General features: G+C 40.7%; 13 protein-coding genes. 10 read left to right on the forward strand and 3 right to left on the reverse strand.

The genetic code is table 11. The features are described 5' to 3' along the window. Window positions 1-65: 65 nt before the first annotated feature. Window positions 66-1,103: a GTP-binding protein gene (locus tag Q1A31_RS09305; protein WP_299875633.1), complete on the forward strand. Its 1,038-nt coding sequence runs from the start codon at window positions 66-68 to the stop codon at window positions 1,101-1,103. 79 nt (window positions 1,104-1,182) lie between these two features. On the opposite strand, the gene Q1A31_RS09310 is transcribed toward Q1A31_RS09305, so the two are convergent. Further along, window positions 1,183-1,707, reverse strand: a complete 525-nt coding sequence (locus tag Q1A31_RS09310) for a DUF523 domain-containing protein (protein ID WP_299875636.1) — start codon at window positions 1,705-1,707, stop codon at window positions 1,183-1,185. 182 nt (window positions 1,708-1,889) lie between these two features. On the opposite strand from Q1A31_RS09310, the gene Q1A31_RS09315 reads away from it, so the two are divergent. The 7 genes from Q1A31_RS09315 (at window position 1,890) to Q1A31_RS09345 (ending at window position 8,901) form a co-directional block, all read left to right on the forward strand. Continuing rightward, a complete protein-coding gene (locus tag Q1A31_RS09315) occupies window positions 1,890-2,303 on the forward strand; it encodes a DUF6508 domain-containing protein (protein ID WP_299875639.1) in 414 nt (137 codons plus the stop codon). A 171-nt stretch (window positions 2,304-2,474) separates the two neighbouring features. After that, on the forward strand, window positions 2,475-3,419 hold the full coding sequence (locus Q1A31_RS09320; RefSeq protein WP_299875642.1) for a MoxR family ATPase: 945 nt from the start codon (window positions 2,475-2,477) through the stop codon (window positions 3,417-3,419). A 112-nt stretch (window positions 3,420-3,531) separates the two neighbouring features. After that, complete coding sequence (locus tag Q1A31_RS09325) at window positions 3,532-4,593, forward strand: DUF58 domain-containing protein (protein WP_299875645.1); 1,062 nt, start codon at window positions 3,532-3,534, stop codon at window positions 4,591-4,593. Between the two features lie 5 nt (window positions 4,594-4,598). After that, window positions 4,599-6,623 (forward strand): DUF3488 and transglutaminase-like domain-containing protein, encoded by a 2,025-nt coding sequence (locus Q1A31_RS09330; protein ID WP_299875648.1) that lies wholly within the window; start codon window positions 4,599-4,601, stop codon window positions 6,621-6,623. A gap of 103 nt (window positions 6,624-6,726) precedes the next feature. Then, window positions 6,727-6,978, forward strand: a complete 252-nt coding sequence (locus tag Q1A31_RS09335; RefSeq protein WP_299875651.1) for a hypothetical protein — start codon at window positions 6,727-6,729, stop codon at window positions 6,976-6,978. Then, the gene (locus Q1A31_RS09340) at window positions 6,959-7,435 is read left to right on the forward strand and encodes a hypothetical protein (protein ID WP_299875654.1); all 477 of its coding nucleotides are present in this window, start codon (window positions 6,959-6,961) and stop codon (window positions 7,433-7,435) included. Before Q1A31_RS09335 ends, Q1A31_RS09340 begins: the two co-directional genes overlap by 20 nt. 86 nt (window positions 7,436-7,521) lie before the next feature. Further along, window positions 7,522-8,901 carry an FAD-binding oxidoreductase gene (locus tag Q1A31_RS09345; protein WP_299875657.1) on the forward strand — a complete coding sequence of 460 codons (1,380 nt, stop codon included), beginning with the start codon at window positions 7,522-7,524 and terminating at the stop codon, window positions 8,899-8,901. Between the two features lie 44 nt (window positions 8,902-8,945). Here the strand turns inward: Q1A31_RS09345 and ylqF are convergent, their stop codons facing one another. Continuing rightward, entirely contained in the window at window positions 8,946-9,893 is a 948-nt protein-coding gene (ylqF, locus tag Q1A31_RS09350; protein WP_299875660.1) for a ribosome biogenesis GTPase YlqF, read from the reverse strand. Between the two features lie 231 nt (window positions 9,894-10,124). Here ylqF and Q1A31_RS09355 point away from each other — a divergent pair, with 231 nt between their 5' ends. After that, the gene (locus Q1A31_RS09355; protein WP_299875662.1) at window positions 10,125-10,955 is read left to right on the forward strand and encodes a hypothetical protein; all 831 of its coding nucleotides are present in this window, start codon (window positions 10,125-10,127) and stop codon (window positions 10,953-10,955) included. A gap of 45 nt (window positions 10,956-11,000) precedes the next feature. On the opposite strand, the gene Q1A31_RS09360 is transcribed toward Q1A31_RS09355, so the two are convergent. After that, window positions 11,001-12,254 carry a class I SAM-dependent methyltransferase gene (locus Q1A31_RS09360; protein ID WP_299875665.1) on the reverse strand — a complete coding sequence of 418 codons (1,254 nt, stop codon included), beginning with the start codon at window positions 12,252-12,254 and terminating at the stop codon, window positions 11,001-11,003. Between the two features lie 29 nt (window positions 12,255-12,283). Here Q1A31_RS09360 and Q1A31_RS09365 point away from each other — a divergent pair, with 29 nt between their 5' ends. Next, a complete protein-coding gene (locus Q1A31_RS09365) occupies window positions 12,284-13,039 on the forward strand; it encodes a pteridine reductase (protein WP_299875667.1) in 756 nt (251 codons plus the stop codon). The last annotated feature ends 92 nt before the right edge of the window (window positions 13,040-13,131 follow it).

Consider the following 13,131-nt stretch of genomic DNA (forward strand, 5'->3'; position numbering starts at 1 on the left):
AAGCTTACGGTGCTTATCCCAATCAATATTTTTACACGTACCGATCACGTTAAAAAAGACAAACTATGACCTCGATAAATACCAATAACTCTGAAATACGGGCTGTCCCTACCAATATAATTACGGGTTTTTTAGGCGTCGGTAAAACATCAATGATTTTACATTTGCTTAAAAATAAGCCCGCTGACGAACGTTGGGCGATTCTGGTCAATGAATTTGGTGAGATTGGTGTAGATGGTAGTTTACTTGAAGGTCAACAACCTCAAGAAAGTGGCGTATACATTCGCGAAGTGCCAGGTGGTTGTATGTGCTGTGCTGCGGGTGTACCCATGCAAATTGCTTTGAATCAATTATTGAAAAGTGCCACGCCTGATCGTTTGTTAATAGAGCCCACTGGGCTGGGACACCCGAAAGAAATTCTGGAAGTGCTTTCATCCGAACACTATCAACAAGTGCTGTCATTACAAAAGACCATCACGCTGGTTGATGCTAGAAAATTATCGGATCAGCGTTATACAAGTCACGATATCTTCAATCAACAAATTGCTATAGCCGATACGGTTGTTGGTAACAAGTCGGATTTATACAGCGAAGGTGAGGGTGGCGATAATGGCGACAAACAAAAGTTGATAGATTACGTCAAACAGAAGGGTACAGAACATGCGCAGGTGATATTTGCGCAACACGGTGATATCGAACTAGCCGCTTTAGCAGGACCTTCTTTAAGCAAGTTGAAAATAGATGAAGATCATCATCACCATCATGGTCATAACGATAGGCCATTACTTCCTGAAACGCCCATTCCTGAGTGTGGATTTATTAAAGCGGTCAATCAAGGTGAAGGTTTTCACAGTATCGGTTGGCGTTTCTCAGGTGAGACAATCTTCGATCACAACAAGCTAGTTGAGTTTGTCTGGAGTTGTACCGCCGAAAGAGTAAAGGCTGTGTTTATTACCGATAAAGGTTTTTATAGCTTCAATCTTGATACCGATGCTTTGACCGAAGTTGAGCTGCCTGCGTGTGATGAAAGCCGCATCGAAATTATTTCTGAGCGCTTGAATGATAATCTTGAAGAAGCCTTGATGAGCTGTATTCTGGCGTAATCTCGTGTTTAAAACATCTGCCTAAAAGCGATGAATAAAAGTAATGAATAAAAAAAGCCCTCAAAGTAGGGGGGTGACCTTAATCTTGCCAATCCCCGCTTTCTAAATATACCTGCAAGTCTTCTAACTGTTCCTGATTGAAAACAGGGATATGATTCTGCTCAAGCATCGACGTTGTCACGCCGACACCATCGCGTTTGGTTTTGGTAAAACTCCCATCGTAAATTCTGTTACTGCCGCAAGAGGGACTGTGCTCGGTCAGAATTGCAGCAACGCAGTCATTATCGAGTGCCATTTTTAAACTTTTCAAAGCGCCTCTGATAAATGAATTGGTCACATCTTCGCCTTCTACATCAACTACACGGGACTTTCCGCTTAGTACCAGCTTACCGTCGCCGGTTTTAATTTCTGCCGGAGCACGTGGCACAGGCATTCCGCCTTCAACCTCAGGGCATACGGCGATTAAACGATCCTGATCTAACCACTTCTTGATTAAAGGGTGATCAATAAATAAGTCAGTGCCATCGTATCGAACGGGGTTGCCCAAAAGGCAAGCGCTAATAAGTATGTTGGGGAGTTCGTCATGTTCTTCTGTATTTGTCATGGCGCTATTTTAACGTGCTTTTAGATTAAGAGTGCTGTTAAAAAGAAATAAAATGTAACCCAAAGTAGGGGGGGGGCCTTTAGATTCAGTTTGAGAACTATCTGGATGTGTTGCTAGATCACAATCACGCATTTTTCAACAGAGTACTTTTTTTATTAGCAAATAGCTTATATTCTGACTTTATGGAGACGATAAACCCAACACTTGAAGACTTCGAAGAAATTATTGCTTTCTATCCGACACTCAATCGTAGAGATTTTGACCCTATAATTGAATGGAAGGGGGGAGATAAAATCGAAGATAATGTCAATTTTATGCGCTGGCCCATTTATGATCCCGTGGTTAAAGAATTTTTGAAGGTGGCTGATAAGGAGTGCTGGCGAGATCACCATTTTAATCAATATGTAGTCAGCAAAATGATTACCAGTGATGTGGTCGTGCAATGTGCCGATCTTCCGCAAATTAAACAAATGATTAGTTTTTGTGTACGCGGAGATAAGTTTATGAGTGAAGGATACTTGGGTTCTATGATTAAAGACGGTCATGTTTCCCGATTATTAAAACGTCTCGATAAGCTTAAAAATCTAGACATGTAATCATTTGTAGCCACTTTATAAAAAACTCCTCAAAGTAGGGGGGTGATTATGAATATCGTATGAAATCAAACATTACACTTCATCGTATTTTTTCGCGATTATTGATAATCCAACGTACACTTGATCAGAAACTCTATAAATAATCACAATAAGTTGGGGAAAGTGGGCGCTTTGAATACACAACTACATCACGAAATCAGTTCCAGTCTTACAGAATTAAATAAGGTTATCTTGGGAAAAGAGCAGCAAGTACAGCTCGCTTTTACTTCTATTTTAGCCAATGGCCATTTGCTGGTTGAAGACTTGCCGGGTATGGGTAAAACCACATTGGCGCATGCGCTATATAAAGTCTTGGGGCTTGATTATAACCGTGTCCAGTTTACCAGTGATTTATTGCCTGCTGACCTTATTGGCGCGTCGGTTTTTAATGCGCAGACCTCATCATTTAGTTTTCATCGAGGTCCAATTTTTAGTTCGATCTTTTTGGCAGATGAATTAAACCGCGCAACCCCTAAAGCGCAAAGTGCCTTGCTAGAGGCGATGGAAGAAGGTCAGGTGAGTGTTGATGGGGAAACGCATGATTTGCCGAAGCCTTTTTTCGTGATTGCTACTCAAAACCCGCAAAGTCAATCGGGTACGTTTCCATTGCCTGAATCTCAACTGGATCGTTTTTTATTGCGTATCTCATTGGGATACCCTGATCCTGCGATTGAAAGAGAAATTTTAACGGGTAAGAAAGGTAGAGCTTCGCTGGATCAAGTAAAACAGGTTTTAAGCAAAGAGAGCTTATTACAAATTCAGCAGCTCGTTCCTGAAATTAAAGTATCAGATACCTTACTGGATTACGTTCAGCGTTTAATAGCGCAAACACGTCAGGATGAATTATGTCATCTGGGCTTATCGCCACGTGGCGCGATTGCTTTAGTGAAATCTTCACAAGCGTGGGCTTTATTGCAAGGCCGTGATTATGTGTTACCCGAGGATGTGCAGGCGGTATTTGTCTCTGTCGTAGGTCATCGCATTGTGGGTAAAACTGAAACCCAGGGTGATCAGTTGGCGCGTCATATCTTGCATTCGGTAGATAGTGTGGGTGGTGGAGTGGCAGCAGTCGCTTAATTGGCATCTGTCTATTTCTCTACTGACATAAATAATAATGAATAGCTCCCTTGGCAACTTGAAAATTTCCAAATTTAAGCTTGGGTCTAAGGGCTCTGAGTCTAAGAATTCTGTGTCTAAGAACTTTGGATCTAATAACTTTGGATCTAAGAAAAAAGCTAAGCCAAAGTCTGAAGAAGAAAGTAATCAGAAGTTGCCGCAGTGGATGGAAAAACGCTTTCCTGAAACACGTCAAATGACTCTGGACCTTAAACGCATTTTTGTCTTTCTCACCGGAACCAGTGGCGCGTTACTAATAGCTATCGGGTTATTATTTTTAATGGGCGTGAATTTCCAGAGTACCTTAATTTACGCTCTGAGTTTTTGGTTGCTGGCGCTCATTATCATTTCGATCTTTTTTACCTATCGAAACCTCTCTGGTTTAACGCTTAGGGCTGTTCAGGCAAGTCCCTGTTTTGCTGGTGAAAAGGCTGTTTTCGAATTAGAAGTATCCTGTCCTAAACAACAAAAAAAATCAGCAATATGTATCGGCTGGAAAAATCAGGATGTCGCGACGGTTAATTTACATGATAACCATACTATCCATATCAAACTGTCCCATAGCACAAAGCATCGCGGCCGCTTTAAGCCAGAAAAATTAAGCATTTTTACCAGCTATCCTCTTGGGTTAATAAAAGGCTGGTCATACGCATTGCTCAATATGAATAGCATTGTTTACCCCGCACCTTTGCTTCAGGAAAGTGAAGACAAGGGCGATAGTCTGGATGAAGAGGCTGATCAGGGAATGGAAATTCCTCGCGGAACGACGGACTTCTCTGGTATCCGAGATTATCAGGCGGGAGATTCGCCACGACACATCCATTGGGGAGCTTATGCGAAAACTGGCAAGGTACAGACCAAGACCTTTGTCGATTATGCGAGCCACGATCTTTGGCTAGATTGGGATGCTCTATCAATTTCCGGAACCGAAATTAAACTTTCTCACTTGTGCGCAAAGGTGTTGCAATATCATCAGGAACAGCAGGTGTATGGCCTAAATATTCCGGGTAGAACAATTCAGCCAGCCAGCGGTGAAGCGCATCGAAATACCTGCTTAACAGCATTAGCCCTGTTTGGTGAGGGTGATCATTCTGATGCTCAGACTCAGGTAAGCACTGATGGGATAGGGAGTTAAGCGGAATGTTTGAGAAAGGTTTTCCTCAAGACAAACTAATTACCTATTCAGGGATGTTGTGGTTGCTCGCCGCACAAATCGTGGTGATGCTGCCATTGATTTTCTATTTACCCATCTGGTTATTGCCAATACTCATATTTTCCGCTGTTTGGCGAATCAGGGTGATGCAAGGGCATAACGCGCAACCCGGTAATTTTATTAAGATCATCATCGGTTTGCTTGGATTAGGGGCGCTCGCAGCCAGTGGCATTAAAGTAGTGTCTCTGGATATGATGGCTTCGTTGCTAATGCTTGGCTTTGCCTATAAAGCGCTGGAAGTGATACAGCGTCGCGATGGTATGGTGGTGATCTTAACCGGATTCGTTCTGATTGGTGTGTTGTTTCTGTATAACCAGTCGATGCTGATAGCACTTTACGGTGTGCTTTCAATGACGGTGCTCACGGGGGCATTGATTGCGATTCAACAATCTAAAAGTTATGCCATATTGCCTAATCTTCGATTGTCATCGATGATGTTATTGCTGTGTTTGCCGTTGATGCTTTTATTTTTCTTTTTTGCACCTCGCTTCGAACCCTTCTGGAAAGTGCCACAAACAAGTGGGCATGCTAAAACAGGCATCTCTGATAGCATGACTCCTGGCGATATCGCAGAACTAAGTCAATCTGATGATCTTGCCTTTAGCGTTAAATTTGAGGGGAAGCGACCTGGTCAGAATGAGTTGTACTGGCGCGGTTTGGTGTTGCAACACTTTGATGGGAAAACCTGGACGCAATCAGATATTCCCAATGGGAAAGGCATCAAAATTGGCAATGATCGACTGTCTGAAAAACAAGTGGCAGAGAGTATTGTCAAACGCGGTGACAGCGTTGAATATGAAGTGATTTATGAAAAATCAGGGCAACCCTGGTTATTTGCGTTAACGCCCGTATTAGAGGTGAAAGGTCGTGCCTTTTTGGGCGGAGATTTTCGCATCATTTCTTATCGTGATATCAACGAACCTAAACTACTGAAACTCACGAGTTACCCGAAGTCTCTACGAGGCGTCGAATTATCGGATTACGATCGTGATTTAGCGCTACAACTTCCCGACGGTGGTAATCAGAAAAGTCGCTTGCTGGCTGATCGTTTAATGGCATCGTCTGCAAGCAAGCAAGAATATATAAATCGTGTTTTGGATCGCTTTAGACAAGACCAGTATTTTTATACCTTAAGACCACCAACATTAGGCAGTGAAAATTCAATTGATGATTTCTTAATCGACAGTAAAAGAGGTTTTTGCGCGCACTATGCTGGCAGCTTTGTCTTTATGATGCGCGCAGCGGGAATTCCAGCGCGTGTTGTTACGGGCTATCAAGGTGGTAAATGGAATGAGCAAGGCCAATTTCTGGCGGTACATCAATTTGATGCACATGCCTGGACTGAAGTCTGGTTAGAAGGCCAGGGTTGGGTGAGGTTTGATCCGACCGCCATGGTTGCACCTTCAAGAATAGAACAAAACCTTGAAACAGCGATGGAAAGCGAAGGCAGTTTTCTGGAAGATAACTTTCTCTCCATGTCTAAAATCAAATGGCTGGATGGCATTCGTGAAAAAATAGATTCTGCCCAATACGCGTGGCGTCGACATGTATTAGGTTATGATAAAAACGCTCAACAAAACTTCCTGAAAAAGATGTTTGGTGAACTGTCAGTGCAGAAGATCGGCTTCATCGTCGGAGGCCTCTTCGCAGGAATCATTTTGCTATGGGTTATGTTCCTCGGCTTGGCTCGTAAACGCGAAACAGAGGCGGAAGAGCATCAGCTGTATCGACGCTTTTGTGATTTGATGGCTAAAAAAGGTGTAACTAGAGACCTCTCTCAAACCCCTGAAACGTTTCGTCGGTTCGCCATGCAGGAATTGCCCGATTTAGCTGGCGAGATAAATAGTTTTACTCAAACTTATTCTTCCGTTTGTTACGATCCTTCCATACAAAGCAAGCATCAATCGTATATTGATGACATGAAGTCGTTGCTGAAAAAACTCAATCGTTAATAGATTAAATTTTATCTAATCAATTGTTAAAAAAAACTGCCTGTAAGTAGGGGGGTGTATTCTATACTCTACACAAATGGATGAATTAGAGGTTGTTGATTAAATGCCTGAATTGGTAGACCGCGAACACGTATTACAATTACTGTCTGAATGTGCTGATGTGAAAGGTCAATTCACAGCCAATGAGTACGAAATGTATTCGCATATCAAAGAAAAATACGATAACGAAACCGATGAATCTTTTGACGATAAGATCTGTCTGGAAGTCATGTTGAGAAATATTTCTATCCGTAAAGACCTCGGCATTGACAAAAATGATATCACGCGAGTCATTGATGTTGAGAAGAAAGGCTGAAGGATTATCTTCGATGAAAGTAGATGGATTACTCGAAACGGGTGTTTTTGAAACGCTGCCTTTAGATAAAAGCTTAGATAAAAAATTAGACAAAAGACTAGAGAACTCATCGAAAAGCAATCAGGGTGTCACTGCTCAACTAGCTGCCTCGCTTAGAGATAATCGTACTATTTTCGTTAAACTCCGAGAAGGTAAAGTCCATTTTGTCAGTAGTACCCGAAATCTCTATTTTGTAGATTCTCTGGATTTCCCAGTCTCAGAAATGATCAAGAAAGTATTCAAAGGCTTGAAGCAAATTCCGAATATCAATCAATGTTATTTAGATCAGCATAGCTACTTTAAAGGTGCTTTTTGCATTCATTTGAATACATCCCAGCATGATGCTGTTTTAGTCGCATTGAGGCTTCAGGGAATTGTTATTAAAGTCACAAAAACGGCTATAAGTAGGGGGGTGTGATTGTCTTCTTCGGGCTTACTTTATAAGCCACTTTTTAGAGCAATTGCATCAGATAAAATTTAGTAAAAAAATCAAATAGGTTAGACGTGAATATACTCCAACAATTAAACGACATTTTCACTCCAGAAAGGGTGTTTACAGACGAAGATTCGTTACAGAATTACGGTAAAGACTGGACCCAGGTTTATACCCCTGACCCTATGGCAATCGTTTTTCCTACCTCTACAGAAGAAGTTCAAGCTTTGGTAAAAATGGCCAATGAAGAGGGTGTTGCATTGGTTCCATCTGGCGGTAGAACTGGCTTATGTGGTGGAGCGGTTGCGATGAATCAAGAGATCGTCGTGTCGTTTGACCGGATGAATAAAATACTGGATTTTAATTCGATAGATCGAAGTGTGGTTTGTCAGCCTGGTGTGATTACTCAACAATTACAAAATTTTGCTGAAGAAAATAATCTTTTTTACCCTGTCGACTTTGGTTCATCGGGTTCCAGTCAACTGGGTGGAAATATCTCTACGAATGCGGGTGGCATCAAGGTGGTTCGTTATGGTCTGACGCGTAATTGGGTGCTGGGACTTAAAGTAGTGACGGGTGCTGGCGAGGTTCTGGATTTGAATCACGGTCTGGTTAAAAACGCGACTGGTTATGACTTCCGACATTTGTTTATTGGCGCAGAAGGAACGCTAGGGTTTATTACTGAAGCGACGATGCGTTTGACGAATATTCCAAAGAATTTAACCGTGTTTGTACTTGGTGTGACAGACATTCCAGCATTGATGCAGGTGTTCGAAACGTTCCAGAATACTATCGAGTTGAGTGCGTTTGAATTTTTCTCTGAAGATACATTATCGTTGATGGTAAATGATAAAGGTTATGCCAGACCGTTTGATACGGAAGCGCCGTATTACGCTTTAATTGAATTTGAAGTTGATCACGAAAGTAAGGAAGAAAGCGCCTTGCAAGCCTTTGAGGCTTGTGCAGAAGAGGGTTGGGTGGTCGATGGAGTTATGAGTCAAAGCTTGCAACAAGCAAAAGATTTATGGCGCCTAAGAGAAGATATCTCAGAAACAATTTCAGCTTACACACCTTATAAAAATGACCTTTCGGTCAATATTTCAAAGGTACCAGAATATCTTGATAAGGTAGAACAAGCGGTCAATCAGAACTATTCCGAATTTAAAGTGCTCTGGTACGGCCATATCGGAGACGGTAATTTGCATTTGAATATTTTAAAGCCAGAATCGATGGAAGTATCTGAATTTTTTGAACAGTGCTCAAAGGTAAATCCAGACATATTTGAAGTAACCAAAGAGATGAACGGTAGTGTTTCGGCGGAGCATGGCATAGGCATAATCAAGAAAAATTACCTAAAATATTCACGTTCAAAAGAAGAAGTGGAGTTGATGGCTTCCGTCAAAAAGATATTCGATCCCAACGGGATTATTAATCCAGGAAAGATATTCTGATATGTTAAATCAAATGATTGAGGACCTCATTCAATAGAATGAGATTATTTTCTATTCTTTTTCCAGCGTTTCTTACGATCAGACTTAGTCGCTTTCTTCTCTTCTATTTTCTTCTCAGACTCAGCGAGTGCAGTACTGTTTTCAATTTCAAAAGAAATTGGCTCTTCTAGGGTAATGCAGCCCAATATACCTAAACGATACTCATTGATCAGTATCTTACAAGCTTTATCAATTTCAACTTGTCCACCACTGCGTAAGCAGCCGCGTTGTCGGCCAATAATTTCAATGAGTTCTATCTCTGTTTGCGAGCACTCTGACAGTTCATAACGCTTTATTAATAATTCAGGATAGTGTTTGATTAAGTATTCGGCTAAATAAAATGCTGCGTCATCACTATCAAATGCAGTGTCTTTTATAGCGCCAGAGATTGCTAATCGATATCCACTGTGTTCGTTATTGATATTTCCCCATAAAAGTCCGGGGGTGTCGAAAAGAACCACATCATCATTGATTTTAATGCGTTGTTGTTGACGTGTAACTGCTGCTTCGTTACCCGTTTTAGCAATAGTTCGACCTGTTACGGTATTAATGATGGTTGATTTTCCTACATTAGGAATGCCTACTATCATCGCATGTATTTCTCTATCTCTAGCGTCGCTGATGGTCACCATTTTTCTGCATAAGCTAGAGATTTGTTTTACCTTTTCAGGTTGGTCACGAGATACGCAAAGGGTTTTTACGCCTTTGTCACGCTCGTAATATTGTTGCCATTTTTCGGTTAATTCAGGGTCTGCTAGATCGCTTTTGTTAAAAATCTTGATACATGGGATTTCTCTGGGTGAGCTATTACGTATAGCTGCAATCATTGGGTTCTCGCTAGAACCCGGCAAACGTGCATCGAGTACTTCTATTAGCAAGTCCATTTCTGGAAGCTTTTCACGTATTTCTTTGCTGGCCCGATGCATGTGGCCGGGAAACCATTGAATTTTCATATTGTTACCAAGCTACTCATATTTTGTATCGAATCAGTCTATTTTACACGCCAATCTACGAATGTCACTTTGATATAGTAAGAGAATAGATGATTAGGAGAAATAGGTTCATTAATAAATCTACCATTAGTCTAGCGGTTTAAAAATGGTTGGATGAGTATGGTAGATTAGAAGTAGTACTGTTAGAAAGTAATAATAAAAATTATCACAAACCCAGTGAGAGAGAACAAAATGTTAGATTCAGTGAAAGATATTCTTACAAAAGAGATTGATATTCATGATGTTTTGGAAAAAGAAATAGAAACAAAGCATTTGAAAAAATTCCTTGCTCAAGAAATTGAAATAAAAAAGTTAAAGGATCTATTAGCGACCGAAGTGAAATTAAAAGAGTTTCTGGTGCAAGAAATTGATATTAAGAAAATGTTCTCAAGTCACGAGCAGGAAAAAATAGATAAAGAAGACTCAGAATATAAGCCCATTAATAAAGCAGTTAGTGACAATAACTTAAAGAAGTTAGATGCAGGTAGTAACAAAGAAAGTACTAACAAAGAAAATTCTAGTAAAAGTTCTAAAGCTGATGCGATTAAAGAATTAAGTGAAAATCCTAAAAAACTTCCTCCCTATGACTACACCTTAATTAAGACGCTTGAAGAAGAGCAGACGGAATTAATGTTTATTTATAAAGAAATGATGAAGCATGCTGAAACTGAGCAATATAGTGCGGCGGCAGGTCGATTAGAAGCTTTCTCCTCTAAAATAAAAGCGCATTTTCATAAGGCGGATAAAGAACTTTATTCTTATCTTAGAACATTTATCCAGCTTAAATACCCTAAAAGAGAAAGAGCCTTTAATGAGCTGAATCTCGAGATGAAAAATATCTCTATTGAAATCTTTTTCTCGATTACACAAAGCCCATTTATTCCTGTGAATGAAAGAAGTCGAGTAGAGTTTATTAAAGAATTTACTCACTTGGGTAAGCTGCTCGAAACAAGAATTCATCGAGAAGAAACGGTATTACATGTGATGTACGATGAAAGTAATGGTGCTACTAATATCAGTTAAATCAGTAGCAATATACTCATTTTTAATTGGTATGATGTAAGTATCTTAAAGCCGATAACGCTGATCAAATTCTTTAAATCCGCATAACTGATGCGGATAGTCTTTCGTCAAACCCATACATTTAAAGCGTTCTCCCATTTCAGCGGGGAGCGTTAATGTGCGTATCTGTTGCGCCAGAGCGTATTGATTATCAGGGTTATTTTCTAAAGCCTGTTTAAAAAAATCCTCCAATCCTGTATTCGCAAGAAAGCATGCTTGAGAAGTAAATCCTGCAACCTCTAGATCAGAATTGTCTGTGGCTTCAGCGACGGCTGTGAAATCAACGCTAGCTGTGATGTCTTGTAAGCCAGCGTGGTGTAATGGCGCTTCATTAACTAAATGCTGATAATGACAAATCAGTGTGCCTTTATTACGTTCTGCCAAATAATATTCTTTACGTGGGTATCCATAATCAATCAAAAGTACCAATCCTTTCTCAATGCATTCAGTGATAGTTTTTAACCAGGGCTCGATATGTGAATTGATTTCAGATGTGTAAGGAGTCGCTTCTTTAGATATATTCAAACGTAATATGCGATCTTGTAGTGCCGGATTGGTTTCAGTTGCAGGTCTTAACTGTTCGATCAACGCATCATCCTGCCAAATGACATGATGTTCATAGACGATATCTTCATGCTGGGTAAAGACATCAACGGCCATGGCATCTAATACTTCATTGGCTAATACAACACCCGAGAAGTGTTGAGGTAACTCACTAATCCAGATGACTTTATCTAATAGATGGGGTGCTGATATTTCAATAGTCTGTTTTTGTCGTTGTTGTAAATCAGGACTGAGATCCAGAATGTAGTAGCTGTCGGGTAAACAGTTTTGTTGTTCAAGCTCTAACAGAATCTGCGCTGCCATGATTCCAGTACCAGCACCAAACTCTAAAATACACCCCCCCACTTTTGAATGACAATTCGTTTTTGTTTTGTAAAAACGATTTTGGAATTTATGCTGTGCGGAGGGGTTTTCTGTGTTTATTGTATTTAAAACCTCGGCGCATTGATTCGCAATGCACTGCGAAAATAGCGGTGATATTTGCGGTGCAGTAGTAAAATCACCCTGTGCACCAATTTTGTGTGTACCAGCTACGTAATAACCTAAGCCAGGTTCATAGAGAGCCATTTCCATATAGCGTTTAAAACTAATGCTGCCACCATTAGCCTCAATCGCTTTTCTAATGTTAGCGATCAACTTTTCGCTATGTTCCAAGGCATCTGCCGAAGGTTCTGGTAAACTCTGAGCGTGTTTCATGGGCGTAGAGTATATAGGGATTAATGACTATGCAATTATTGCAGGGAAAAGTAGCGCTAGTAACGGGTTCAGCACGGCGTATTGGGGCTGTTACGGTTCGCACATTGCATCGACAAGGTGCTACAGTGGTCGTGCATTATCGAAATTCAGCTAAAGATGCCAAAGTACTTAGGGATGAGCTCAATGCTATACGTGAAGATTCCTGCTTCATTCAGCAAGCGGAATTAGCTAATGTAGATTCATTACAACTGATGATTAATCATGTAATTGATGAAACGGGTAGGTTGGATATCCTAATCAATAATGCTTCCAGTTTTTATCCAACGCCAGTGGGAGAGATAAAAGAATCTGACTGGGATAATTTAATGGCTAGTAATCTAAAAGCCCCTTTGTTCTTATCACAAGCTGCGACGCCTCATTTAAAAAAATCTCAAGGGTGCATTGTGAATATGGTTGATATTCATAGCGAACGTCCTTTAAAAGACCATCCAGTATATTGCGCCGCAAAAGCGGGTTTGGCGATGTTGACTAAATCATTAGCTAAAGAGTTGGGGCCAGATATTAGAGTGAATGGTGTCTCTCCCGGTGCAATTTTGTGGCCAGAAGATGATGACGATAGCCCGGAAATGAAAGCTCAGCATCAATCGATACTCGATATAACCAGCTTGAACAGGACAGGGTCAGCGGAAGATATCGCAAAAGCTATTTTATTTTTAGTGACTCAAGCAGACTATATTACCGGTCATATTATTCCAGTTGATGGTGGGCGTTTGCTGAATCAATAAAAAAGTGCCTAGCTCTGCATAAATTCTATTACACATAAGAACCACGTCCTTAGGACGTGGAAGAGGTTCAAGGCTCTAGCCTCAAGAACCTA

Source organism: uncultured Cocleimonas sp. (assembly GCF_947495625.1).
Lineage (GTDB): Bacteria > Pseudomonadota > Gammaproteobacteria > Thiotrichales > Thiotrichaceae > Cocleimonas.

Excerpts from the sequence above, each read along its gene's own strand:
- Q1A31_RS09365 (WP_299875667.1), top strand. The coding sequence starts at position 12,284 with ATGCAATTATTGCAGGGAAAAGTAGCGCTAGTAACGGGTTCAGCACGG.
- Q1A31_RS09355 (WP_299875662.1), top strand. The coding sequence starts at position 10,125 with ATGTTAGATTCAGTGAAAGATATTCTTACAAAAGAGATTGATATTCAT.
- ylqF (WP_299875660.1), bottom strand. The coding sequence starts at position 9,893 with ATGAAAATTCAATGGTTTCCCGGCCACATGCATCGGGCCAGCAAAGAA.
- Q1A31_RS09305 (WP_299875633.1), top strand. The coding sequence starts at position 66 with ATGACCTCGATAAATACCAATAACTCTGAAATACGGGCTGTCCCTACC.
- Q1A31_RS09340 (WP_299875654.1), top strand. The coding sequence starts at position 6,959 with ATGTTGAGAAGAAAGGCTGAAGGATTATCTTCGATGAAAGTAGATGGA.
- Q1A31_RS09315 (WP_299875639.1), top strand. The coding sequence starts at position 1,890 with ATGGAGACGATAAACCCAACACTTGAAGACTTCGAAGAAATTATTGCT.
- Q1A31_RS09360 (WP_299875665.1), bottom strand. The coding sequence starts at position 12,254 with ATGAAACACGCTCAGAGTTTACCAGAACCTTCGGCAGATGCCTTGGAA.
- Q1A31_RS09330 (WP_299875648.1), top strand. The coding sequence starts at position 4,599 with ATGTTTGAGAAAGGTTTTCCTCAAGACAAACTAATTACCTATTCAGGG.
- Q1A31_RS09335 (WP_299875651.1), top strand. The coding sequence starts at position 6,727 with ATGCCTGAATTGGTAGACCGCGAACACGTATTACAATTACTGTCTGAA.
- Q1A31_RS09310 (WP_299875636.1), bottom strand. The coding sequence starts at position 1,707 with ATGACAAATACAGAAGAACATGACGAACTCCCCAACATACTTATTAGC.